The 25,228-nt window shown below is 39.2% G+C and carries 19 protein-coding genes and 1 pseudogene; 2 read left to right on the forward strand and 18 right to left on the reverse strand.

Features of this window, described 5'->3' with window-relative positions:
- Positions 1 to 36 precede the first annotated feature (36 nt).
- The 6 genes and pseudogenes from ACJJVX_RS01100 to upp form a co-directional block, all read right to left on the reverse strand.
- Positions 37 to 1,659: a di-heme oxidoredictase family protein gene (locus tag ACJJVX_RS01100; RefSeq protein ID WP_064435607.1), complete on the reverse strand. Its 1,623-nt coding sequence runs from the start codon at positions 1,657 to 1,659 to the stop codon at positions 37 to 39.
- Between the two features lie 342 nt (positions 1,660 to 2,001).
- Entirely contained in the window at positions 2,002 to 3,153 is a 1,152-nt protein-coding gene (locus ACJJVX_RS01105) for an imelysin family protein (protein WP_054203877.1), read from the reverse strand.
- A 10-nt stretch (positions 3,154 to 3,163) separates the two neighbouring features.
- Positions 3,164 to 4,570 (reverse strand): hypothetical protein, encoded by a 1,407-nt coding sequence (locus ACJJVX_RS01110; protein ID WP_099458978.1) that lies wholly within the window; start codon positions 4,568 to 4,570, stop codon positions 3,164 to 3,166.
- A 234-nt stretch (positions 4,571 to 4,804) separates the two neighbouring features.
- Positions 4,805 to 5,320 (reverse strand): annotated as a pseudogene (locus ACJJVX_RS01115) (haloacid dehalogenase); the annotation flags it as partial.
- A 98-nt stretch (positions 5,321 to 5,418) separates the two neighbouring features.
- On the reverse strand, positions 5,419 to 6,654 hold the full coding sequence (locus tag ACJJVX_RS01120) for a uracil-xanthine permease family protein (protein WP_054203880.1): 1,236 nt from the start codon (positions 6,652 to 6,654) through the stop codon (positions 5,419 to 5,421).
- Positions 6,655 to 6,659: 5 nt separating this feature from the next.
- A complete protein-coding gene (gene upp, locus ACJJVX_RS01125) occupies positions 6,660 to 7,289 on the reverse strand; it encodes a uracil phosphoribosyltransferase (RefSeq protein ID WP_054203881.1) in 630 nt (209 codons plus the stop codon).
- Between the two features lie 364 nt (positions 7,290 to 7,653).
- Between upp and ACJJVX_RS01130 the strand changes: the two genes are divergently transcribed.
- Positions 7,654 to 8,484 (forward strand): hypothetical protein, encoded by an 831-nt coding sequence (locus ACJJVX_RS01130; protein ID WP_054203882.1) that lies wholly within the window; start codon positions 7,654 to 7,656, stop codon positions 8,482 to 8,484.
- A 145-nt stretch (positions 8,485 to 8,629) separates the two neighbouring features.
- Here ACJJVX_RS01130 and ACJJVX_RS01135 read toward each other — a convergent pair whose 3' ends face one another.
- The 9 genes from ACJJVX_RS01135 to ybaK form a co-directional block, all read right to left on the reverse strand.
- Positions 8,630 to 9,604, reverse strand: a complete 975-nt coding sequence (locus ACJJVX_RS01135) for a Gfo/Idh/MocA family protein (RefSeq protein WP_405629639.1) — start codon at positions 9,602 to 9,604, stop codon at positions 8,630 to 8,632.
- A gap of 41 nt (positions 9,605 to 9,645) precedes the next feature.
- Positions 9,646 to 10,584: an oxidoreductase family protein gene (locus tag ACJJVX_RS01140; RefSeq protein ID WP_405629642.1), complete on the reverse strand. Its 939-nt coding sequence runs from the start codon at positions 10,582 to 10,584 to the stop codon at positions 9,646 to 9,648.
- Between the two features lie 80 nt (positions 10,585 to 10,664).
- The gene (locus ACJJVX_RS01145; RefSeq protein ID WP_405629644.1) at positions 10,665 to 11,297 is read right to left on the reverse strand and encodes a glycoside hydrolase family 19 protein; all 633 of its coding nucleotides are present in this window, start codon (positions 11,295 to 11,297) and stop codon (positions 10,665 to 10,667) included.
- A gap of 82 nt (positions 11,298 to 11,379) precedes the next feature.
- Positions 11,380 to 12,741: a linear amide C-N hydrolase gene (locus tag ACJJVX_RS01150; RefSeq protein ID WP_405629647.1), complete on the reverse strand. Its 1,362-nt coding sequence runs from the start codon at positions 12,739 to 12,741 to the stop codon at positions 11,380 to 11,382.
- A 766-nt stretch (positions 12,742 to 13,507) separates the two neighbouring features.
- Entirely contained in the window at positions 13,508 to 13,789 is a 282-nt protein-coding gene (locus ACJJVX_RS01155; protein ID WP_054454072.1) for a hypothetical protein, read from the reverse strand.
- 343 nt (positions 13,790 to 14,132) lie between these two features.
- Positions 14,133 to 14,294: a hypothetical protein gene (locus ACJJVX_RS01160; RefSeq protein WP_161803880.1), complete on the reverse strand. Its 162-nt coding sequence runs from the start codon at positions 14,292 to 14,294 to the stop codon at positions 14,133 to 14,135.
- Positions 14,295 to 14,415: 121 nt separating this feature from the next.
- A complete protein-coding gene (locus tag ACJJVX_RS01165; RefSeq protein ID WP_268794867.1) occupies positions 14,416 to 14,547 on the reverse strand; it encodes a hypothetical protein in 132 nt (43 codons plus the stop codon).
- A gap of 139 nt (positions 14,548 to 14,686) precedes the next feature.
- A complete protein-coding gene (locus tag ACJJVX_RS01170) occupies positions 14,687 to 16,942 on the reverse strand; it encodes an acyl-CoA dehydrogenase (RefSeq protein ID WP_342884050.1) in 2,256 nt (751 codons plus the stop codon).
- A gap of 489 nt (positions 16,943 to 17,431) precedes the next feature.
- A complete protein-coding gene (ybaK, locus tag ACJJVX_RS01175) occupies positions 17,432 to 17,893 on the reverse strand; it encodes a Cys-tRNA(Pro) deacylase (protein ID WP_405629651.1) in 462 nt (153 codons plus the stop codon).
- 718 nt (positions 17,894 to 18,611) lie between these two features.
- On the opposite strand from ybaK, the gene ACJJVX_RS01180 reads away from it, so the two are divergent.
- Positions 18,612 to 20,837, forward strand: coding sequence for a TonB-dependent receptor domain-containing protein (locus tag ACJJVX_RS01180; protein ID WP_405629654.1), 2,226 nt, complete (start codon positions 18,612 to 18,614; stop codon positions 20,835 to 20,837).
- 222 nt (positions 20,838 to 21,059) lie between these two features.
- On the opposite strand, the gene feoB is transcribed toward ACJJVX_RS01180, so the two are convergent.
- From feoB to dnaJ, 3 genes are all read right to left on the reverse strand, one after another.
- Positions 21,060 to 23,381: a Fe(2+) transporter permease subunit FeoB gene (gene feoB, locus ACJJVX_RS01185; protein WP_405629656.1), complete on the reverse strand. Its 2,322-nt coding sequence runs from the start codon at positions 23,379 to 23,381 to the stop codon at positions 21,060 to 21,062.
- Positions 23,378 to 23,611, reverse strand: coding sequence for a FeoA family protein (locus tag ACJJVX_RS01190; protein ID WP_054204957.1), 234 nt, complete (start codon positions 23,609 to 23,611; stop codon positions 23,378 to 23,380). The genes feoB and ACJJVX_RS01190 overlap by 4 nt, the downstream gene beginning before the upstream one ends.
- 352 nt (positions 23,612 to 23,963) lie before the next feature.
- Positions 23,964 to 25,100, reverse strand: a complete 1,137-nt coding sequence (gene dnaJ / locus ACJJVX_RS01195) for a molecular chaperone DnaJ (RefSeq protein ID WP_405629658.1) — start codon at positions 25,098 to 25,100, stop codon at positions 23,964 to 23,966.
- Positions 25,101 to 25,228: the final 128 nt, after the last annotated feature.

Raw genomic sequence — 25,228 nt, forward strand, 5'->3', positions numbered from 1 at the left:
ATATCTATATTCTGTGTAACCAATAAAACTACTAAATTAAAGTGACTGTAAAAACACGATCACTTGCTGGCGCTTGTCTTTATTCAACTGAGTGAATTTATCTCGACTTGTTTGCGCTTCACCGCCATGCCATAGAATCGCTTCTTCAAGACTTGTTGCACGCCCATCATGTAAAAATCCAGCGCCTGGATTAACTGTTTTTGTTAACCCTATCCCCCAAAGTGGCCTTGTTTTCCATTGTCTGCCAGACGCTAAAAAGTCACGACGATTATCAGCGAGTCCCTCTCCCATATCGTGTAAAAGCATATCTGTAAATGGCCAAATTACTTGCCCTTTAATACCTTCAGGTGCTTTTACACCACCGAGCATAAGATCACTTTGTGTTGAAGTCGTAAAGCTTGGTGTGTGGCAACCATTGCAGTTGATCTCAGAGAAAAGCTTAGCGCCTGCTCTCACATCAGGATTACTTATATCGCGTCTTGCAGGTACAGCCAGTGTTTGTGCGTAAAAAACCACCGCATTTGAAAACTCATCACTTGCTTCCGGTAAACCTTGTGCATCTGTGCCAGTGTCTTGATAGTTAGTACGTGATAAGTAACTGTCATGCATCAAGGTGTTTGCAATACTTTCTTGTGCGAATAATGAATTTGTTACTCCCATATCGCCACGTAATGCCGCCAATGATTGTTGACGTACCGAGGGGGTGCTGGCTTTCCAGCCAAAGCGCCCTAATGACACCGGATTATCAATTCCTTGCTGTGCTTTTACTGCATCAAATACCCAATTGGCTTGACCTTTAATGCCATCATTATTGCTATCTATTGGATCTTCTAATGCCAAAATATCTTCATCTGTTATCGCTTCTAATAAGCCAAGACCAAATACCGGCATACCGTTGCGTGCACTAAACTGAACATCACTACTGGCTAATTCGCTCAATGAATAATTACTTGGTGAATCCCATGCATTATCGACTTCAAAAACTGGCTGCTTTAAAGTCACCGTTTGCCCATCTGGGTATGTGAATTCAGTGTATTTATAACTTAAGTAAACATCTGCTTGGCCTCCAAAGTGGTTTTGTTGCCAATCTTCTCGCGCTTGTAATACACCGCGATGAAACAGCTGATCGCCAAAACCTGGGACAGGTGTATTTTTACAATAATCATTTGTACTATTTGGCTGATTGCATACACCATCAGCTAAGCTTACACGTAAAAATATTCCGGCATCGCTGCCTAATTTAATTCTGCCATCGGGGGTACTTGGCAATACGGTACTTGGGCGGCCATCACGTTGATGACAGGCATTGCAGTTATTATTATTAAAAACCGGACCCACCCCATCTAAGTCAGGGTGCGTATCATTTGGTGCTGTTGTAAACGCCGTTTCAAAATCAGTATCCCCATCAAGGTGTAAATTTAATTCTGCTGGCGATAAATTAGGCATAGGAGTAGAAAAACCATGCCCGGAATTATTTGTATCATGCGTTGTTGCGTCACCGGCAAGTGCGCTGACATCTATGTACGAAGGTAACTCTTCAACTATTGGTGGGGTTACTGGAGTAGTATTTGTATCACTACTACTGCTACCTCCACCACACCCGCTCAGCATTGCTAAGCTGAAAAATAAAGGTGTATATGGTTTAATTACTTTTATCATGACGGTTTCTTTTTAATGTTAAGCAAAAAAGGGAAGCATTTGCTTCCCTCTTCATTTATTTATACCCAAGCCACCTCAAGATGCGAGCGTCGTTGGAATTAAAAGCGATTTAGGCAAGGCATTGATTGCAAGTAATAGTGGTTCTATTATTAAAATCAATCCCTTATAAAAGTAACGCAGTATAAATCGCTTTTAAACCAACCCGTTGGGCGTTTCACAGAGACTTACTCTCATCGTTGTTCCTTCTTAAAAGGGACGGCCATTCCTACAAAGTAACGCCTTGATATTAAGCCTCAGTGAAACGCTGAATTCTGCATCTTGAGATGGCTTGGGTATACACGGTTATACGTCCCATTTTTTAAGTAATGGAACAACTTCTTCTTCAAGTGATTTTTGTAACTCACCTAAGCTATCAATGGCAGCTTGAACTCTTACGCGCGCATCGTCATCTTTAATTGCTTGACGAAATGGCATGTTATTTTCACCTGCGATTGCTTCAATAGCTGTAATTGCTGCGCTGATCTGCGTTTCAACTTTAGCTGCAAGTGTCGCATCCCCTGCTTCAATTAATGCTTTTAGGCCTGGGCTATCGTTTTCGTTTGCAAACGTACCTAAATAAACGTTTTGAACGCCTTTAATGTTATCGCTAAAGTCTGTTAATGAATTCCAGCTATACTGCGACTCTACTTTAGATGTATCCGCATTATCTTTTGTGGTGTTGAATGGTTCTGCAATTTTGCCATTGCCTACCTCATCTACAATACCAATTAAACCATTCACTAATTCTTCAACCACACCTAAATTTGAGGCATATTTGTCGTTACCCGGAGTTAAAAGGTAATCTTTATAAGCTGGCTCTTTATCACCATCAGCAGATACCGTCCATGCACTTGATAGGCTATCTGTGTAAAATGCAAATACTTCAGCGCAGGCAATTAAATATTCAATTTCACGTACTGTCATTTCAGCAATGGCTTTTTCGTTGTCGGCAACACCATCACCAAACAATAAAAACTCCATAGTATGAAAACCTTGCACGCCATCATCTAAGCCTTTAATGGTGTCTGCAGTAAATACAGTATCGCTGGCAAGCAACGTGTTTAAATCTGTCGTGTTTAGTGGCCATGTATCTAAATGCGGATCAATTGATAAGCTATCAACTGGACCAAAAATGTGTGACTCGCCCTGCTCCCAAAATATACGCGCGTCTTTCCAAGCATCTTGTGCTTTAGCTAAAGATTCTTGATTTTGGTTATTGAGTAAATTTTGCGCTGCAACGTAAAGTGCATCTGCTTTTGTATCAAGTATTTCGTAGCCATCAACAATCACGTCTGTCGTTACATTGGCAATTAAATCAGTCGCATCATATGTAAACTTCGTTGATGCAACTGGCGGCGGCGTAGTAGAACCTGAATCATCAGATGATGATGAACCACATGCTACGAGTGTAGATGCTAAAATTATTGCTGTGATGCTATTAAGTACCGTTTTCATCCTTTAAATCCTATAAAGTAGTTGAGAATATATAGCCGATTGACGCGCTAAAATGAGTGGTGTTATCAATATTGCTTTGCGCATACTGACGTTGCCCACCTTGGAATTTTAAAATTAAATTTTTATTTGGTAAGTAGTTAATACCCATACTAAATTCGCTAATGTCAAAACGATCAATCGGCGTGCCTTTAGCAACTTCTAATAATGGGTTTGCATAATCAAATGAGGTAAATACATAAAGCGGACTGGATAAGTTAAACATATGTTGTGTGTTATACGCTGCTTCAAAAAATGCAGACTCTGACTTACTACCCAGTTGAGAAAAACTGCCAGGGCGAAGACCTGGCGTGGTTTTATTCGCATTGGTAATGGCAACAGAATCTTCAAGTTCACCGTATAAGTATTGCCCGCGTAGTGTGAAATCTTGATATTCCCACGCGCCATGAACACCTAAAATAGAGACATTCCCGTCAACATCTAACTTGCCTTGGTTGCGGCGGTTTCCACTTGTATCGCTGTTGTAATAACTGATACCTACGCCTTTACCTTTTTTAACATCGCCATAATCAAGACGTAAAGTAAGCGCTAAATCATCTGCAGTGTTAGTTTCAAAACGTTGTTGCGCGCCACCAGCAATCCAGTTTGTGGTGCGAAAATATTCTGAGTTTAAACCAGTACTGATCATCGTCTGCAACGTAAAATCTTGCCAATTGGTGATCAGGTTAACCCCAGTTTCATGCCATACTTGCGGGATCATACTCGCTTCACTCCAGTGGCGTGACGTAGTAAAGTATTGATCTGGTTTATTTAAATCAGTGCCTAAACCTACAGGTACGTATATATGGCCAAATTTAACCTGCACATTCGGGTTAAACTCATATTTTACCTGCAGTTTTTCAACAATGACTTCACCACCTGCTTCTACTTCACTTTCAAACTCACCAAACTCTTCAAAACCATCGTATTCAAGCGTTGTGCCTGTGCCACCGTGCTCATACTCAATTTCAAATTCTATTTGCCAATTTTTGTTTATTTGATATTCAAATTCAGTCACTACTCGCTCTAAGTCGGTTGTGGCTCGACGATCTGGCGATATATCTTGAATATTGTCGAATATTTCATCATTACGATAAGCTAAAGTGCCGTAGCTCTTAAATGTAAGAGAGGGCGTATCGCTTTTATCACGAATGAACGATTGCTTTTTTTTATCAGTCGTTACTACGTTAATATCATTAAGCTGCGTTTTTTGTTGCTGTTGTTCTGCTAACTGAGCAGTTAATCGTGTAATCGCTTTTTGTTGCAGAGCTAATTGCTGCTGCAATTGTGCTAACTGTGTTTCAACATCAACATCTGTTGCAAAAACTGATGTTGGTAAAAGTGCGAGGTAAATCGCAGTAGAAATGATTTTTCGTGTCATTACAGCCCCCATAAGTAAAGCGCAATGATAATGGTTGTTATTTTTGATGTAAATAGCATTATTGAATAAATTAACATTAATACACTATTAATTTATTTAATTAGTATTCTTAACAGTTAAGCGTTAACCGTTTAGGGACAAACATCTGTCAGATTCAGCTTTGTGATAGATGGGATTAAGGCATAGTGATTTGGAGAGTTTAAATTACTTATTTTATTGAACTGCTATTGGTTGTTGTGCTTCACTGCCTACACACCATCCTTCAAAGATAATTATATCAATGGCATGATTGTTTGCAGACCATAATGATTTTTGAATAGGGTTATCACTTTGCTTATCAAACTTAGGGGTTGGCACAGCCACCTTACCCGCGAGTAATGCGCTAAATGTCTGTTTCATGAGCATTATGGCATGTGTACCTGGTACGCCACGCGTTGCAAATAATGGGTGTATGTCTTTAGCTAGCTGTTGGCGGCTTGCCTGATTGTGGTAAAAATCATCAATCGATAGGGAAATACTATTAAATGCAGTATTGAAGTTGATCCACGTAACTAAAAAGTCAGCGAGGGTCGTTTTTCCTGAACCTTGGCAACCATTAATTGCCACACCATTGGTTGCCCTCGTTTTTTAGCCGCAATAATATCCTGCGCTAACGGGGTAAAGAACTGCTCACTCAAATATTGATATTTATGCGGCAGCTGATGCTTTGCTAAAAAAAGAGGCTATATCCACACTATTGACCTCTTGTATATAATGCTCACAATAATACCTATTTTATTTTTAGTAAGTAAAAAATAGCGCATATAAATGCGCTATTTTGAGACAAAATAAACATTCGTTGTTAGCAATTACGTTGCTTCATCGGCCTTTGGTAATACTAAATTCAACACAATACCTAAAATTGCGCATAAACTAACGCCTTGTAAACTAAACTCACTGCCGCCAATGTGCATGCCACCAATTCCGCACACTAAAATTAACGCCACAATACTCAAATTACGCGGCGCAGTGAGGTCTTCACCACATTTTACTAATGAATTTAAACCAACCACGGCAATTGAGCCAAACAATAAAATCATGATCCCACCCATAACAGGCACAGGAATGGTTTGTAACCCAGCGCCCATTTTTGCCACAAAAGCTAAAATAATGGCAATGATTGCAGTCCACATCATAACTTTAGGGTTAAAGTTTCGCGTAAGCATCACTGCACCTGTTACTTCTGAATAGGTGGTATTGGGCGGGCCTCCGAATAAAGATGCCGCAGTTGTAGCCAACCCATCGCCAAACAAAGTCCGATGTAATCCCGGTTTTTTCAAATAATCTTTATTGGTTACTTGGCTAATGGCCATCATATCGCCAATATGCTCAATGGCAGGTGCTATTGCCACTGGTACCATAAATAACACAGCTTGCCATTTAAACTCTGGCCACGTAAAAGCAGGCATGGCTATCCACTGTGCATTCGTCACAGCATCAAACTGCACTATGCCTAAATAAAGCGATAAACTATAGCCTGCAATGACACCCGCTAAAATAGGAATAAGCTTAAATACACCCTTACCCCAAACAGCAAAAACTAACGTCACTAACAACGAGAAAGCGGCAATCCAAATGGCTTGATCATAAGCAATTAACTGCACTGATCCATCACCACTTTTACCCATTGCCATATTTACTGCCACGGGTGCAAGCGCTAAGCCAATCACCATGATCACAGGGCCCACAACAACAGGTGGCAATATTTTATGCAATGTCGCAACACCTTTGAGCTTAACAAGTAAGCTCAGCGCCATATAAGCAAAGCCCGCCGCCATTAAGCCCCCCATAGTTGCAGGCACCCCCCACAGCTGTACACATGCGATTATAGGGGCGATAAAAGCAAAAGATGAGGCTAAAAATATAGGCACTTGGCCTTTAGTCACAACATGAAATAGCAGTGTGCCAATGCCCGCGGTAAATAGTGCGACGTTAGGGTCAAGCCCCGTAAGCAATGGCACTAATACCAAGGCACCAAAGGCTACAAATAGCATTTGCGCCCCAGTTAAAATAGTTTTGATTGAAAAAGTAGCGTTATTCACCATCACACCTACACGGTGCCAAATATTTTATCACCTGCATCACCAAGACCTGGAATGATATAGCCTTTTTCGTTCAGGTGACTATCTAGCGCTGCGGTAAATATTTCTACATCAGGGTGTACTGCAAGTGTTTTTTCTACGCCTTCTGGCGCTGCAACTAGCACAATAACTTTAATTTCTTTACAACCTGCTTTTTTAAGCATATCGATAGTAGCAATCATGGAACCACCCGTTGCTAACATAGGGTCAATCACAAGGCTTAAACGCTCATCAATTTTACCTACGAGCTTTTCAAAATACGGGATTGGCTCAAGGGTTTCTTCATTACGCTGTAAGCCAACAACACTCACTTTAGCGGCTGGCAATAACTGCATTACACCATCCATCATGCCAAGGCCGGCACGTAAAATTGGTACAACCGTTATTTTTTTACCTTTGATATGCTCTACATCGAGTTGATTGCCATCCCAGCTGGTGATTTCTACTTTTTCAAGGGGGAGATTTTTAGTCGCTTCGTAAGTTAATAACGTACCAACTTCAGATGAAAGCTCACGAAAACTCTTGGTACTGATGCCATGCTCTCGCATAAGGCCAAGTTTGTGTTGAACAAGTGGGTGATTAATTACATGGATTGTCATAATAGCGCCTAAAAGGAAAATAAACTGCGATTATTTTAGCTTAAAAAATCTTGAGAGACTTTTAAAAAAGCAAAATCATGCGAAAAAACATACCCAGTATCGAAAAAGCACACTTTATTGCTCTTTATTCATCCAAATTATTGAGTCATTAGAATGTGCTAAATGATTAAACATGCTCAGATTAAATCACAGCAGTTATTCGGGTTATACTTAACTTACAATCTATACCATATAAACTAAGTAAATAGCCTCAATCCATGATATCAACGCACTCAATTAGTACCATTTAACACAATAATAGAGCTTTATGATATTTCATACCCTATACTTACGTAATAATTAAGCGTATCTATATGTTTGCCCAATGCCTAAAGTAATACTGAGCTTACTCACGTTCATCATGATGTTTACGGCCCACGCCAATGCTGCTAAAAATACAACTTTACACATTAAAATTATGACTGATTTTGCACCTCAGCTTGATAATTCTCCCCAAAACATTGCTACGGGTATGATGCTAAAATTAGAACAACAACTAAATGGTGCTGTATCGCTAACATTTATTCCTGCAAGTAGATTACGTGAATGGCAACAGCTGCATAAATTTACTGATGTATGCTTATACAACAAAGTAAAAAACCCAGAACGAGAAAAGAATGCGCTTTTTAACCGTTATCCAATAATGGCATTTCCATCAAACCGCTTAGTTGTACTTAATCACCCTGAGCTACCTAAAGATATCACCCTAAGCGACGCTATCAATAAGCATAAACTTACTATTGGAATAACCAAAGGCCGTTCATACGGGGAAAAGATTGATGCATTTATAGCTGCAAATAGTGATGCGTTTATGCCTTTACCCGGCACTACCAGTGCACTTCGGTTAAGCCATATGCTATTTCAAAACAAAATTGATGCAATCATCGAGTACAGTGCTGTTTTCATTTCGCGGCACAGCAAAGATCCACGAATGAGTAATATTCGTTATTTAACTATAAATAAAGTTGAACAAGCTATTTTTGGTTACATTGCATGCTCACCATCAAAAGAAGGTAAAAAAGCAATCAACTTATTTGATACAGCCTTACAAGAACCGTCAATTTTTAAGGATATTATCGATGTACATAAAGCAGCGTTCCCACATACAGAACAAGCCGTGTTGATTCGTGCACTTGAGAAAGCCTATAAACAGTAAGCTGTACCCTCACTCTTTTATTCGAGCTTTTTTAAGCTAGGGCGTGTTGGCCTTTGTGGATTGAAATTTGTTCAATGTTGGGGCTATTTAATCGCCCCTAGACCAATCACTTCGGGTAGCGTGTGTTTTACTCTGACACGATTGTCTACGTTGGCATTATTATTTGTTCCATAACCCAGCTCGTATGCATAGCGGTTGTACCTGTCGATGGGTGACCTGATTGGGAAAGAAGATCCAGCGCTATGTTCTGTACGTGATATTGATGAATATGTGCCGGATTAGCAATTGTGTATTCCTCTACACCGTTAAGCGTTGTAACTTTGATTACTTGCTCATCAAATACACTGAAAGTTATTTCACCTCTTTGGCCATATAACGTAACGGTGTCGTAACGCGAAAAGCCACCAAAGTTCCAACTACCCGATCCCGTAACGCCACTTTTATGCTGCCAACATGCTGTAATGGCATCAAATGCACCATATAGTTTTTGCTGATTGCTGGCCAATCCTTTAACTTGCTCAAACTCTCCAAATAAATAGCTAAATAGATCTAAACCATGGCTCGCTAAATCATCAAAATAGCCACCAAGAGCAATACTTTTATCTGTACGCCAGTTATATTTCCCAGATAAATCAAGTTGATTTGGTGCTTTATTTAAATGCCAATTAACATGTCGGATGTCACCAATTACATTGCTTTCAATCAAAGCCTTCACTTTATTAAATCGAGGTAATGAACGACGATAATAGGCAACATATAAAGGCAGACCTTGCTGCGCAAATGCATCATGAATAATTTCACATTCGTGATAAGTTGGTGCCAATGGCTTTTCAATGCAACAAGGCTTACCTGCTGCTGCAACTTGCAAAGCAAGTTCCATGTGACTATCTGGTGGTGTCGCTATGTATATCGCATCTATTTCAGGACATGCTATTAATTCACTCGCGCTTGAATAAACATTAGGCACGCCATGACGTGCAGCATAATCTTTGGCTAAAACCAGATCCCTTCGTGTTACACCATGCAATTCAAACTGAGCCGTATTCTGATAAGCAGGTCCACTTTTCACCTCGGTCACTGCACCACAGCCAACCATTCCCCAACGTATAACTTTATTCATCTTTAATCTATTCCTACTGTATTACTTTAGCTATTATATTTTCAATATGTATCTAGCGCTTGATATTGCTCTTGCATATAATTGTTTATTTTTACATGGTTTGGGCTCCATCCTAACAAAAAGCGATAAAAGTCAGCCCATACCACAGGCCATAAAGCACGCCAATTATCAACGATTATAGAAGCATCAACTCCACGATGATATTCATGCATTGCCTGCGTAAAATAATCAAAGTACTTTGCTAAATAATCATCACTAGCCTGTTCTAATTCTGTGTTAGTAAGACAACTACCTAAAAAATACATTAAGTCGGTAACGCCAACTCCACCACCTACATATTGGAAATCATACCCAAGCGCCTGTGCTGTAGTTATTCCAACAGCAAAGTTTGCTAATTTAGCATCGCCATGAATGAGTGTTTGATACTCGCAATTGCGTATTTCTCTGTCAAAGCACTGTGCTTTTTGTTTTATTACAGCATCTGAAATTTTTTCATATTCATCTGGCCGAGTATCTAAATGCCAATAATTTCCTTGAGGCCACAATCCCAGTGGACGTTGCTGAAAATTAACAGCATGAAAGTAAGCCAACCATTTAATAATCGCGTTTATATGCGATGGTATTTTTTCAGCTGCAGCAAAGCCATCACACTCAAAATCAGAAAATACAAGTACACGTTGATGCTCATTTTTTAGTGTATTAAAACAACTAAGCGCGGGTGATTGGGCAGGTAACGATTGTGCATAATGTTGATACCAATAGTATTCAACATCATAAGAGCGGCGCTTGCGATTAATAGCAAACTGCGTTTGTGAGATCCGTGAATGATTTATATGATCGGGCACTGCAATCGCTTTAATTACACAATCAATGCCATCTAAATTGCAGCGTACTATTTCCCCACACCCACTCCATAAGGATGTAATCGTGCTATTAATGTGTATTTCTTTATAATGATTTGCTAATAGCTGTTTATACATCAACAACCTACCTCTTATAAATAATAGGCAGGTAGTATGTCATTAAATACCTTCACGCTTAAACCTAATTTAACTGGTTTTTAATCTATTTCAAAACATTGTTTAGCACGTTCTAAAAAGTCACCGCGGCTTTCTAAGCCATGATAACCGCCATTTATTTTGCAAGTAATACTATTTAAATCATCTTTATCCGCCAATTCATTCAGCTTTAGCACTTGCCATAAATAACATGCGCTGCCCACCATAATTTGCGGGTCACGTTGGAGTAGTTCAGGTTCAGATACAATATCTATATCAAGATAGTCTGCATATCCAGCATAGCTATCTTTGCCTGTTAGATGAATAAGCCCACGTCCTCTATAATGCCAACCATCTCCTGAGCGCTCATCCCCGTTCCCCATTTTGTTAGCATAAACAATATTTGCTATGGCTTCTTGTTTTCGTGCATATTGCAGTGCCATTTCATCCGATGTAAAATACTTACCAAACACAGCACGTAGCGCTCTTGCGCTATAGTTCAGATTTTCGACTCTGTATCTAAAGCATCCACTTTCATGCGCGACTTGTGCAATAAAGTGCGCTAACCTCAATGCTGAATTAATATCAAATTTAGTCACTTGAGACTGTAAGGCCGGTATAAATAGCGCTATGTGCTCCGCTTTTGCATCAGGCATAATTTGAATTAAATTTTTTTCGATAAGCAAGCTCTGCATTTTATTCCTTTGAACAATAAAAAGTCTAAGCAGTGAAAAGTAAATTAAAAACTTCTTCACAGCTTAACTTTAAATCATGTGATTAAGATTTTTTATTTAATTGAGTGGTTATATCTATCGACTTAATATTCGTGTCTAGCTTATGGATATATTTTTGCAAATGCTTGAAATCTAATTCCATCAAATTAATGCTAAATACCTGAGGAGATTGGTACATTCTTACGGAGAAAGTTTTATTTTTCAAATCAGACACCGTTACCCATTGTGTAAAATCGTGAACATTTTCGCCTTCAGAATCCCGACTAGTCCCCAATGGAATGTCAACCGCATTTAATATATGAAAAGCCAACGTAGTTGCATCTACTCGTCCTACTTTAATATCGTTCTGTATCGCTGACCCCCCTGTTGTGAAGCTATGCTCCACACTATTTGCTTTATCTACTTCATACTGACTGGTAAATTGTGAAACTGGGAATGAAAAGTTCGTCATCATTGCAGCTCTCACAAAGCGATCAACGGGTGTTGAACTTCCTGGAACACCAGAAAAACCAGTTCCTTGCGCATAAGAGTTACATTGAAAGTTAGATGCAGCACTTTTATATGCTTCCACACTCGGCATCGTTGGCTCACCACTTTCGTTCTGAAAATTAAATGGCATTACATTTACGTAGTTATAACGAACATTTTCTTGCTGCCAAGCAATCAAAGGATCATTAGTAAGCACACCAATAGGGTTCAGATCTGTAATCGTTAATTTTCCCTGCGCATATTCTAAAACAATGCTATTCCCTTTGGCATCATGCACAGGAAAGTGAAATTTCATTGCATTTGGAACTTTAGAGAAAGGACTAACAACCAAAATCTTTCTTCCGTTATCCGATACAGCCTCTTTTAAATTAGACCCACCTTTATTCAACACGAGATAATCATATTGCAATCCATCAATAACGTCTTGGCAGGTCGCACAGTTTGATAATATCCACGTTGTAATACTAGGGTAATAGACAATGTTATTATGGATAATTTCTTTATTTTCATCAAAAGGAGACTGATACTCACTTTGCGCCAGTACCATAGCCCCCGTAGTTAAGCCTTCAGTATTTAACCCATTGGTCATTATATTTGCAAATGTTTCTGACACACCTAAGGACTTGGCAATATCAAGGTTAAAGCCATTCATTGCAACAAAACTATAGCTCCCAGTCCAAGTCAAGAGGCGTTGATTAATCAATTCAATATCATCACGAAGAACAAATAGTCCTGAATCATCCTGAAAATCTGACTGGGTCAGCTTTTTCAAAGCACTTTGCTTATATTCATGCCCATCAGCCCTGAAAAACAGCTCTGATTTCAAATCTGGGCCCAACTCCATTGAACGGCCTATCACAGGGATACTATTCGAAACACCTGAATTTATAGCTTTAATTGAAAAGTCTGTACACATTATATTTCTCCTTATGCTTATTAACTTAAACGTTTTTTACATTGATAGTTTTAACTAGATTTAAGTTAACAGCTACCGAAGAAAAGGCTCATTACAACTTATTACACCAGTACAAAACATCGCCTTGCTTTAAAATTACAAGCATGCATATTCTCGTTTTGAGCCAATATTTAACGTTTGATTAGAGTGTTAGAACTACGCCAATAGTTTTTTGTATTTGCTAAGGTTGCTGCTTCGATTTCTGTTTAAATCTTCGCAGTAACCAATATAAGGTGAGTATTAACCAATTTTCAGGGGAGATATTTATTCTTTCTAGTGAGATAAATTAGAATTTTCCATATTGTTGTGACTAAAACAAGCTTCAGTCATTGTGGGTGGTAAACTAATTTTTACGCTGCCTATAACAAGAGTGATAGAAAACTTTAGAATGGGTGTCATCTTTGTTCGTGTTCGCGCGCACTAAAGTACGCTGTTTAATGATGTTAGGGGTTAGTATACGACTGGCCATAGCATACGGTATCACCAGTACCAAAAGTAGGCGCTTGGAAGCGAAGGCCCTTGTAGAAGCTCAAAAACAAAAGGAATTAACATTGCGCTAGGCAATGACTACTTAGCGTCACAAGGTTTAGTGTCATTGAGAGATATTTGGATCAATATTCATTACGGGAGATGAACCGCCCATTGCACTTCCTGTTAATAAAAAGCGCATGATGGGTGATGTGGGGGCTCGAGGTTAGAGACCTCCGGCTACCCGATTAGGTGCAGATTACTCCTTTGTTTCGAATTCTATGCCACCAAACCTTTTAGCGACAAGATTATAAGCAAAACAAAAGAAGCGCTGCATAAAATAAAACATTACACCGTAAATCACTGGTGCAAAAACAAATAATAAATAAGGGAAACCTTGACCATTATGACTCTCAAAATCAGGTCCGAAAAAGGATAGCGCTAGCCCTATAAAGCCAAATGGTAAAGTAAGAACAAAAAATGTTAATGCGATAGCTTTACTTGTTTGATGTGACGATATCTTACTTATCTGAATATTCAATTATGCCTCCGATGCACCTAACGTCTTAGTATTTATACGTTACATTGTTTGTATCGTATACATATCTTGTTGAACGAAGCATACACCCCATTCAACATTTTATTGGTATGCTTAATGCTATAGGAATTCTCTTTTTTAGGGAAGTTGTTGATTGCAGTTTATTGGACATCTTTTTACTACTAAACGTGTTAATTACTGTTTATTTATTTCATTTTTACGCTTTTTTATATCGTTTCTTGCCTGCTGTTATCTTTTTTGCTTATTTTAGTCAGCACCACATCTAAGCTGATTCACTGTTACACCAACTTAGTTAACGAGTTATTTTTAACGGTTCGACTTACTATTAACCACTATTCATTGTTATGCCTTGCGTTGTTAAACCGTCGGTTTTTATATCTTTTGCACAGAGGCTTTTCATTATCAACAGCCCTTGCTTACATGATGGGCAAGGCCAATCAACGCTAACCGGCACTGTTGTATCTGACTTTCCTTGATTTACAAACAAACTAGACAGCCACTTTAATTGAGCAAATAAAACTGCGCGACTAAGCTTACTCTTTTGGCTAAAACTTATCTCTTTTTATATCACCATCCGCGCATCGTTCATTAAGTGGGCATCTATCGCGTTAAACCCAAATTACGCGCATGAAAATAACGGCATGATTACAGCTTTCATTTTTAAGAAGTCGTTCAAGCTCTATGCTAGTAGCTTTTGCAGTTACTGATATTCGCTCGTCATTTTCTGTTTTGATTTTCACATTAACTCTCTTGTGAGGTCGCTTGCCTACTACGCCTACGGATTATTATTGGCATAATCATAACAGCATTTCTACACGCACAAAAAAAGCGCCCGAACTGCTGGGCGCTTACATTGTTGAATTAAGTTAACTCAAAATGTTACTGATTTACTACACTTTTTAGTGGATTTATTGGCTTGGCGTTTTCGTCCAATAAGTTCATATCAAAATCAAACTCATCAACGCGGATAGCGCGTTCACGTTTTTTATTGTAATCAATCAGTTTAGCGTACTCTTCTTCAGTGATTACATTTGCAACAAGTGCATTATCAAGTGTTAGTGCAAAACGAATACCTGGTTTAATTGCTTTAGCACGTAGCGCTTTCTTCACTTTTGCGAGTAAATCTAAACACCCCATTTTCGCTTTATACGCTTGCTCATTGATGTGATGCCCATCACCTTCAACTGGCTTAACTAAATGCGTGATTTGCTTTTTAAAAGCGGTATCTAATTGCGCTTGCTTAGATAATTCACGAATTAAATCGTCACTGATTTTTGGCATTTTAGTTGAGTAGTTCATAGTGATAAAACGCATAAACTTACGTGTGCCACTTGCTGGGAAGTTATCTAAAAATTTATGCAGTGCTTCTTCAGCACTTTGTAGTGCAAAACGCGTTGCGTAGTGGAAGTACGGCGCTGCTTGCTCGCGCTCACTGCTCGCTACTTTTTGCTCGTAATACTTAATTGATGCCATTGCTCCATACAAAAAGCTCATTACGTCACCTAAGCGTGCTGAAAGCATTTCAGCTTGTTTAAGTTTACCGCCTAATACTAATAACGAGAAATCAGCGTATACCGCAAGTTTTGCTGATAATTTTTGCGCTGCTTTTTCATATTCGCGTACTTCAGGTAATGGTGAATTGGCACCCGCTGTGAACGGTAAAACACCTAAACGAAACGCACGTAAGCTGTTTGCTACGCTGTAACCCACTGTTTTACGTAAAATGCGGTTAAACTCTTTATCAGCGCCTTTATCTTCACTGTGAATTGATTCAACCATAGACTGTAAATATGGGTGACAACGCATAACACCTTGACCAAATATCATTAGGTTACGCGTAAGAATGTTTGCGCCTTCTACCGTTATTGCAATTGGTTGTGCAACATAACCACTTGCTAAAGTATTTTGCGGGCCATTTTGAATCGCTTTACCAGCTTGAATATCCATTGCTGAATCAAGCACATCACGGCCAATTTCAGTCATGTGGTATTTAGCTATCGCCGTCACGACAGATGGCTTTAAGCCCATGCCTAAGCCTTCGGTGGTTAAAACACGCATTGCTTCTTGTAGGTATGTTTTACCAGCAATATCAGCCAGCTTTTCTTGAATACCTTCAAATTGACCAATTGCTAAGCCAAATTGCTCACGTACTGCAGCGTATTCAGAGGCACCTTTAAATGCTACTTGCGCAGTACTCACGCCTAGTGCTGGTAATGAAATACCACGGCCAGCGCCTAAGCAGCTAACCAGCATTTGCCAACCACGACCGATGTTCTTTTGACCACCGATAATAAAGTCCATTGGTACAAATACTTTGTTACCACGCGTAGTACCGTTGTAAAAACGAATGCCCATTGGATCGTGGCGATTGCCAAGCTCTACACCTGGGTGCTCTTTTGGAATAAGTGCACAGGTAATGCCGAGGTTTTCTTTGCCACCTAGCAAACCATTAGGATCAACCACTTTAAATGCTAAACCAAGTACAGTCGCAATCGGTGCGAGTGTGATATAACGTTTGTCCCACGTGATCTCAAGGCCAAGTACTTCTTCGCCGTTATACATGCCTTTAGTGACAGTACCTAAATCTGGAATACCACCGGCATCAGAGCCAGCTTCTGGGCTAGTTAGTGCAAAGCAAGGGATGTCACGGCCATTTGCAAGACGCGGTAAATAATGCGCTTGTTGCTCTTTAGTACCAAAATGCAGTAATAATTCGCCCGGACCTAATGAGTTCGGAACCATTACTGTTACAGCGACTGCGGAGCTTTTAGTTGCAATTGTGCCTACAATGGTAGAGTTTGCATAAGGACTAAATTCTAAACCACCAAATGACTTAGGAATGATCAATGAAAAGAAACGTTCCTTTTTTAGAAAGTCTAAAATGTACTCAGGTAAATGAATACCATTTTGAATTTGTGTGTCGTCGATCATGCCCAGTAACTCTTGTAATGGGCCGTCTATAAATGCTTGTTCGTCAGCGCTTAGCACTGCTGCTGGCACTGCGCGTAATGCGTCGAAATCTGGCTTACCTTGGTAGATAGAGCCTTCTAACCAAACATCACCCGCATCAAGGGCTTCTTGTTCAGTTATTGAAATACTTGGTAATACTTTTTTTAATTTTGTGCGTAAACTCATGATTAACTCATCCGACCAGATAATTTATATCTCTATTACGTCATAAAAATTGCTTTAGATCAATTGCTCTAACCAACTTTTTAACAGTTTTTTCAATTTATTTATCTTTAGATGTGTAAGCTATTGAATAAAAAGGGCTTACACGTGTACGCTGAAATGTATTTATTTTGCGCCGATTTAATCAAAAACAACACTAAATAGAGTTTTTAATTAACCAAGCACAGAGAATAAGGACAAATAAGGTGATCAAAATCATAATCAAGGTATCCCAAAATAAAAAGTTGTGCGTTTCACAGGAGGTAATATTAGGGGTTACTTTACACAAGTAGCAGCTCTTTTTTGTATAGAGCAACCTAAGGAGAAAGACCGGTGAAGCCTTTAGTCGTTATCACGTAACCCTCAACAATCAGCCTAATTTCATTGTTTTTAACGCCAACTGACATCGAATGGAGGTCGTATCCTCATACTTTTTTATTTGGTTAATTTACGCTAAAAATTGGCATATTGGCCGTTACATAAGTTAAGTAAACAATTAGGAGACAGCCCTATTTCAAGCCCTCGCTTACCTGCACTCACATAGATTGTCTCGAACTTTTCAGCACTGGCGTGTAAATAGGTTGCTAAACGTTTCTTTTGCCCTAAAGGGCTCACACCACCGAGTATATAACCCGTGCTGTTTTCTACTTTTTGCGGTGCAGCCATATATACTTTTTTAGCCTTACAGGCTTTTGCCAGCTGCTTTAAATTAATTTGTTGGCTAACAGGTGTAATCGCGACGATTAACGTTTGCTCAGAAGTTTCAAGCACAAGCGTTTTAAACACCTTCTCAGCAGGCAAATTTAGCTTTTCAACGGCTTCTAAACCAAAGTTTTGGTCTTTGGGATTATGCTCATAACTAAGCAGATCAAAATTTATGCGGTGTTTTTTTAGTAATTTAGTCGCTGGTGTCATTATTTTTTACCAGTTCAGTTATTTTATTTTAAAACTAGGGCGTGTTGACCTTTGTGGATTGAAATTTGTTCAATCTAGGGGCGATTTAATCGCGGCGCGAGGTTTGTAACCTAGCGGGCTAAGTAAAAACCGAGCAACAAAGAGTCAATCGCCCCTAGGAAGAACCCTTTGGGCAGCGCATGTTTGGCATTTATACTGCGTTATCGCCTATTTATGGGGAACAACCACACGACATAGGCTCTGCCTTGCCTAAATACCAAACATACTGCTGCAAAATCAATCACGAAAGGTCAACACGCCCTAGGCCTACGATTATACGCAACGTTTACTATAAGTATCCCAATTTGTGACTCTTTAATTAACAACTTTATACTCATTTTCTGTTTATAGACCCAAACTAACTTTGCAGGTTAATTGCCCTTCAAATTGATAATTTGAGAGGCTACTGCGCTCAATACAAACTTGTAGCAAGCTTGTAATAAAAATATAAAAATGCACCAAACTATTCCATTAAAGTAAATGCTCTTTTATTTTAAATTAACAAAACAAAATAAAAACATTAATTATTATAGGTTTACAAAAAACAAAATAACGCCCACTAATCATTATAGTTAATCACAAATTAGTATTTTTTAGTAATAATTTATTGAAAAATAAGTTATTACGTATTACATTACGATCAAATGCAAATGATTATCATTTAAAAGGATTTGTTACTTTGAAACTCTCTCATCTGTTTGTATGTATTAGTACGGCCACTTGTTCAATGGGCGTATATAGCCAAAATACACACTCTGACTCCCCTGCAAATATTGAAAAAATTGAAGTTTTTGGCCATAAATTAACACTCGATAATCAAGATGTTGCCGCATCAGTTTCTTCACTAAACGCAAAAGAAATTGAACGCCAGCAAGTTGCAGATCTCACACAATTACTTAGAACATTACCGGGGGTTGACGTATCTGGCAGTGTTAATCCTTTATCAGGTCAACCTTCAATTCGTGGTTTATATGGCGAGCGAATTCATGTATCTGTCGATAATGTGAAACGAAAAAGCGAGTCTGATGGCAGCCAGAACATCGCTGTAATAAACAGTTTAGGAGTTGATCCTAACCAGTTAAAACAAGTCCAAGTATTAAGAGGTGCTGATTCTTTAACCGTAGGTTCGGGCGCACTTGGTGGAAGTATTCGTTTAGTCACCAAAAATGCAGCTGATTATTTAGCCGCTGAAAATGGTGTTGGTGTTAATGTTGCTGCAAACTATCAATCTGTTTCTGATGCTGTTTTTTATTCAGCATCGGCTTTTCATCTAACGGATACGCTTGATACCGTAGCGTACATTAGCCAAGTAAATTACAGTGATATAGACATAGTTAAAAAAGATCACGCACAAGAAGATGAAGCTATTGCACAACTCGATAAAATAAAAAATGAGTCTCAAAGAACAAATTTAACTCTAAAAAACACATGGTATTTTATGCCTGAGCATAGCCTCCAAAGTAAACTAGACTTTAGTGAAACAGAGTCACTCGATCAGCCTTACGGGCAAAGACTCGATTTGGGGATCACCTACCCGACACTCAGTGAAGATTACAAAAATGACTACATTGAAGGTATGCTTAATTACACATACCAACCTCAAAATATGTTTATCGACCTTGACGTACAGGCTTTTTATAGCAAAAAAACCTACGATGAGACTACGAATGGCTACATTATGCGAGGTGAAAATAAAATAGACTTTGATAAAGTCAGTAATGGTGAAAACAAACGCTATGGATTGAGAGTTGCCAACCTCGCAACATTCACGGGCTTAATTGACCATAAATTGGCTATCGAGTTTAGTTTTGATCGCGAGCTATTTGACCAGCAACAATATGAAAAAAAGACCCTCTCAAGTTACTACGGACAAAGCCAAGGCGATAATGTATCGCTGTCAGTAATCGACCAAAGTGAATTCTTTAATAAACGTATTCTTTTAACTGCGGGGCTTCGTTACGACAATTATGATCGTAGCAGCGACACCTTTATTAGTTTTGCTGATAATAAAAATAATGCATTATCAAAAGAATTAGGAGTAACATTTAAGGCCACTGAGAATATAAATTTTTATATGAAAGCGGCTGAGGCATTCAGAGCCCCTTCGTTACAAGAGCTGTATAAAAAAGATGAATGGCGCTGTCATATCGGCGGTAAGTTATGCTATTCAGAACCCCAGCCTAATTTAAAAGCTGAGAGTGCTTTAAATTATGAAGGAGGTATCGGCTTCGCATGGCAAGATACTGCATACATTGATCAGCTCAGCATTAAAGCCATATATTTTAAAAGTAACATTGATGATTACATAGATAACGTACCGTATATGTACTACATCGACGCCGACGGTAATAAGCAGCTCGGTTCACCTGGTCCTGATCCTGCCAATGGAATCCCTGTTGCAACACATCGAGATTATAGTGCTAAAAACATTGGCCAGCTAAAAAGTGAAGGCTTTGAAATAGAGGCAAAGTATCAATACAAAAATCTCGATATGTACCTAGGATATGCAAAACTAAACATGGACATTATAGGCCTGCCTAACTTCTTTTTAGGAACAATTGATTACAATAAACAGCCTTATGCTGAAGCCCCAGCAAATAAGTTAACGTGGAATACCAATTATCAATTAAACGATAACTTTAATGTGGGTATACAATTACTCCATTACAGGGCTCAGCAACGCCTTAGTGACACATACAAAAAATATGGCTATGGCACAAGTACATACAGTATTTACAACTTAAATGCACAGTATCAAGGTAGTGATAGCCTCAGTAATCTCAGTGTTCGCTTTGGCGTAAACAACCTAACCAATAAGCGTTATTTACGCGCACCTGCCAGCGAAGCAAACGATCCAAGTGAGTTAGGGAGAAACTACAAGGTGACGCTTAGTTACCAATTTTAATTGTTCAAGCTCAGATTAAGGTATTTATAATTTAGAATTAGTTATACCAAACAACTTTAAATACGTGTTTCAGCTGTAATAAAAAGCGAATGTCATTGCTGCAAATTAACACATTAATTTTAAAGTTGTTTGAGTACATAAGCGTAGATACGCGACACAGTAGTGTATCTACGCTGCTCATAAACAACTACATGCGAATAGTTGATAAATATGGCTCCTAGATTAAATAATATTCACCACCGGGATCAAGCGGCTTTTAGCTGCCATGCGTTTTCCATAAATACGCATTGAGATTACCGCTAACGCAACCACCACAGCACAACCCAACAACCAAAAAGCTGAGAACATAGGTGAGTGTTTAAAATTACCCACTTGATAAACTACTGAGGCGGTAATGTAGGCGAGACCTGTTGACCAAGTCGCTACAAATAGCATCCACTTCATTCCAGCTTCTCTATACATGGCGCCCATAACAGCAACACATGGGGTATATAACAGTACAAACACCAAGTAACTAAATGCGGCTAATTGACTACTAAATAAATTTTCCATAGTCGCGTACGTTGACACATTAACATCTTGATCTACCGCAGCACTCGTTTGGTCACTCACATTCGCGACATTTAGTCCTAACGGATCGAGTAAATTACCAAAAACATCCAGTAAATTGGCAGGCACGCTGGAAAAAGCTTCACCTACTTTATCAAGAACTTTAACCGGTTCATCGCTTGTCGTATTTGCACCTTCTAAGTTTGAATATAAGCTATCTAGCGTACCAACCACCGCTTCTTTAGCAAACACGCCTGTAAATATACCCACTGTAGCAGGCCAATTATCTTGCTCAACACCAATTGGAGAAAATATTGGCGTTGCGAATTTTGATATTTCACTCAGCATTGATTTATCAGTGTTGTCGTTACCAAAGGTGTAATCGGTACCAAATGAACTTAGTATTTTAAGAATAACAAAAACGACGATAATCGTTTTACCAGCGCGCATACAAAAGCTTTTTAAACGCTCCCATGCTTTATAAAGTACCCCTTTTGCCGTAGGCATATGATACGCAGGCAACTCTAAAATAAACGGTGTAAGGGTTGGACTAAATAAGGTATTTTTAAGTACTAACCCTGTCAATACCGCCATTACTATGCCCAGTATATACAGTGCAAACACAAGGTTTTGACCATTGGTTGTAAAAAATGCGGCAACAAATAATGCATAAACACTTAACCGAGCACCACATGACATAAACGGCGACATGGCAATCGTCAATAAACGATCTTTATGAGTTTCTAATGTCCGTGTGGCCATAACCGATGGCACGTTACAGCCAAAACCAACAATTAAGGGTACAAACGCTTTACCAGGTAAACCTATGGCCCGCATTAATCTATCCATAATAAATGCAGCGCGAGCCATGTAGCCTGAATCCTCAATAAAAGCTAAGCAGAAATATAAAAAGCCAATAACAGGAATAAAGGTCGCAACTAACTGAATACCGCCACCGATACCATCGGCTAATAATGCACGTAACCAATCAGGCGCACCGACTGAAGTAAGTATTTGCCCAAAGCCATCAACCAAAATAGCGCCAACGGCAATATCAAAAAAATCTATAAATGCACCGCCAACATTCACCGCAACTGTAAACATTACGTACATAATAGCTAGGAAGATTGGGATCCCTAAAAATCGGTTGATCACTATTGCATCAATTTTATCACTAATCGTATCTGATGCTACACCCTTGGTATTTTGAACTTGATCAGCAAGCTGATGTGCAAATTCATATCGCCCGTTAGCAAATAGCACATCAAGTTCATGATGATCAGCAAATTGTGTAAACTGTGTTTTAGCCAATGCCTGTGTATCTTGATCAGCGTAACTAAAACAGCTTTCATCTTGCTCTAATAAACGCAGTGCAAGCCATTGAGTATCTACATTGTCTATTTTTTTATCACTTTCTTGTAGGCTTTTAACAATTTTTTTTGTCGCATGCATTACTTTTTGATCATAATGCGGCACATGCGACGACACCTGCTTAAGCTCTAAGCCTTTAGCAATGCATAACTTTAATCCTGCAATCCCTTTTTTATTATTGGCACTTAACGCAATTACAGGGCAACCTAACTTTTCTTCTAGGGCTTTAGTATCTATCACTAAACCATTTCGCTTAGCAACATCAACCATATTTAACACGATAACCAAAGGTACTTTCATTTCAAGTAGCTGTGCGGTCAGGTATAAATTTCGTTCCAGGTTTGATGCATCTAATATATTAATGATCAGCTCAGCCTCGCCACTTAGCGCATAATCTCGTGCTATTTTTTCGTCAAGTGGTGTTTGCGAGTTTACATCAAGTGAGTATGTGCCCGGTAAATCAACCAAATCAACGCGCTGATCAGCAACCTTAAACTGACCAATTTTTTTATCGATCGTCACGCCTGACCAATTTCCAACTTTTTGCTTACTGCCTGTTAGTGCATTAAAAAGCGTGGTTTTACCACAGTTCGGGTTACCAATAACAGCTATGTTTGGATTCATACAGCAAGTTCCAAATTAATCGATTGAGCCTCAGCTTTACGAAGACTTAAAACAGTACCACGCACTTTGATAATCATAGGATCACCAAACGGAGAAAAACGTAGCACATGGACAGGCGCACCAGGGGTAAGCCCCATCGCGAGTAATTTTTGACGCAGCAAACTTGCATTGGGATCAATGCTTACCACAGAGCCATGTTGGCCGATAGTTAATTTATCTAATGTTAACATGCCGTCTTATTCTATTAATTACATCAATGGGCTGATTTTACGCCGATTATCCAATCATGCAAGTGAGACTGATTATCATATCGATAAGTATACAAAATAAAGCAAAAACGAGATGTAATTACCTGTTATAGGTATGTTTTTTAGTAGGTAGAGTTGATGAGTTAACCGTTATTGACTGCTTAGATGAGGTATTCGTTCTTTGCATATTTCATAGATGTTAATTAACTGTTTTTTTTTAAATTTAACTTTTTATCAAGCAAGTTACTTTTAGGTGGGGTAATTTGTAAATTAATAATAAAGTTTTCAAACAAAAAATGGCGCTAATTAGCGCCATTTTATGAGTAATGAGTTATTACTTCGTCAGGTCATCAAAGAACTTTTTTACACCATCAAAAAAGCCTTTTTCTTTTGGACGATTTTTTGAACCATCCTTACCCATACTTTGCTCAAGCTCTTGGAGTAATTCACGTTGGCGCTCATTTAAGCTCACTGGCGTTTCAATTACTACCTTACAAATTAAATCGCCTATAGCGCCGCTGCGTACAGACTTAACACCTTTACCGCGCATGCGGAACATTTTGCCTGTTTGACTTTCTGTTGGGATTTTTAATTTAGCACGACCATCTAAGGTAGGTACTTCAATTTCACCGCCCAATGCCGCTGTTGTAAAGCCAATGGGTACTTCGCAATAAAGGTTATTGCCATCACGTTCAAATATGCGGTGTTCACGCACTGATACTTGAACATATAAGTCCCCAGCTGGTGCACCGTGCACGCCTGCTTCACCTTCACCCGATAAACGGATACGGTCGCCAGTATCAACGCCCGCAGGAATTTTAACTGATAATGTTTTAGTTTTTTCTACACGACCTTGGCCATGGCAGCTGTTACATGGATCAGAAATAATCTGACCAGTCCCCTGACATGTCGGGCATGTTTGCTGTACAGCAAAGAAACCTTGGCGCATTTGCACTTGGCCTGCACCATGACACGTTGTACATGTTTTAGGTTTAGATCCCGCTTTTGCACCACTGCCGTCACATGGCGAGCAGCTTACCCAAGTGGGTACTTTAATTTCAACTTCTTTACCACGAACCGCTTCTTCTAAGCTTAAGTCCATGTTGTAACGTAAATCGGAACCGCGTTGTTGACGTGATTGACGTCGACCACCGCCGCCACCAAAAATATCACCAAATACATCACCGAAGATGTCACCAAAATCACCTTGACCGTGGCCACCATGACCACCGCCGCCGCCACCTTGTTCAAATGCAGCATGACCGTATTGATCATACATTTGACGTTTTTGAGCATCGGTTAAAATCTCGTAGGCTTCTTTAACTTCCTTGAACTTAGTTTCAAGTTCTTTATCGCCTGCGGTACGGTCTGGATGATATTTCATCGCTAAGCGTTTATACGCTTTTTTAACGTCTCTTTCGCTGGCATCTTTTGCCACTCCAAGGACTTCATAATAATCGCGTTTTGACATATCTATCACACTACTCTTTTCTTACTGCAGCTTGGCTGCGGATAAACCGATAAATCACATCGATTTACCATCTAATTTACATGCAAAAGGCGCGTCAAGCTTTTGCCTGCGCGCCTAAGGTGTTCATC

Origin of the sequence: Pseudoalteromonas sp. Ld20, from assembly GCF_045064175.1 — a bacterium.
In the GTDB taxonomy this organism is placed as follows: Bacteria; Pseudomonadota; Gammaproteobacteria; order Enterobacterales; family Alteromonadaceae; genus Pseudoalteromonas; species Pseudoalteromonas neustonica.

What these genes read in the sequence shown, in the direction of transcription:
- ACJJVX_RS01100 (WP_064435607.1), bottom strand. Translation starts at nt 1,659, where the DNA reads ATGATAAAAGTAATTAAACCATATACACCTTTATTTTTCAGCTTAGCA.
- ACJJVX_RS01105 (WP_054203877.1), bottom strand. Translation starts at nt 3,153, where the DNA reads ATGAAAACGGTACTTAATAGCATCACAGCAATAATTTTAGCATCTACA.
- ACJJVX_RS01110 (WP_099458978.1), bottom strand. Translation starts at nt 4,570, where the DNA reads ATGACACGAAAAATCATTTCTACTGCGATTTACCTCGCACTTTTACCA.
- ACJJVX_RS01120 (WP_054203880.1), bottom strand. Translation starts at nt 6,654, where the DNA reads ATGGTGAATAACGCTACTTTTTCAATCAAAACTATTTTAACTGGGGCG.
- upp (WP_054203881.1), bottom strand. Translation starts at nt 7,289, where the DNA reads ATGACAATCCATGTAATTAATCACCCACTTGTTCAACACAAACTTGGC.
- ACJJVX_RS01130 (WP_054203882.1), top strand. Translation starts at nt 7,654, where the DNA reads ATGCCTAAAGTAATACTGAGCTTACTCACGTTCATCATGATGTTTACG.
- ACJJVX_RS01135 (WP_405629639.1), bottom strand. Translation starts at nt 9,604, where the DNA reads ATGAATAAAGTTATACGTTGGGGAATGGTTGGCTGTGGTGCAGTGACC.
- ACJJVX_RS01140 (WP_405629642.1), bottom strand. Translation starts at nt 10,584, where the DNA reads ATGTATAAACAGCTATTAGCAAATCATTATAAAGAAATACACATTAAT.
- ACJJVX_RS01145 (WP_405629644.1), bottom strand. Translation starts at nt 11,297, where the DNA reads ATGCAGAGCTTGCTTATCGAAAAAAATTTAATTCAAATTATGCCTGAT.
- ACJJVX_RS01150 (WP_405629647.1), bottom strand. Translation starts at nt 12,741, where the DNA reads ATGTGTACAGACTTTTCAATTAAAGCTATAAATTCAGGTGTTTCGAAT.
- ACJJVX_RS01170 (WP_342884050.1), bottom strand. Translation starts at nt 16,942, where the DNA reads ATGAGTTTACGCACAAAATTAAAAAAAGTATTACCAAGTATTTCAATA.
- ybaK (WP_405629651.1), bottom strand. Translation starts at nt 17,893, where the DNA reads ATGACACCAGCGACTAAATTACTAAAAAAACACCGCATAAATTTTGAT.
- feoB (WP_405629656.1), bottom strand. Translation starts at nt 23,381, where the DNA reads ATGAATCCAAACATAGCTGTTATTGGTAACCCGAACTGTGGTAAAACC.
- ACJJVX_RS01190 (WP_054204957.1), bottom strand. Translation starts at nt 23,611, where the DNA reads ATGTTAACATTAGATAAATTAACTATCGGCCAACATGGCTCTGTGGTA.
- dnaJ (WP_405629658.1), bottom strand. Translation starts at nt 25,100, where the DNA reads ATGTCAAAACGCGATTATTATGAAGTCCTTGGAGTGGCAAAAGATGCC.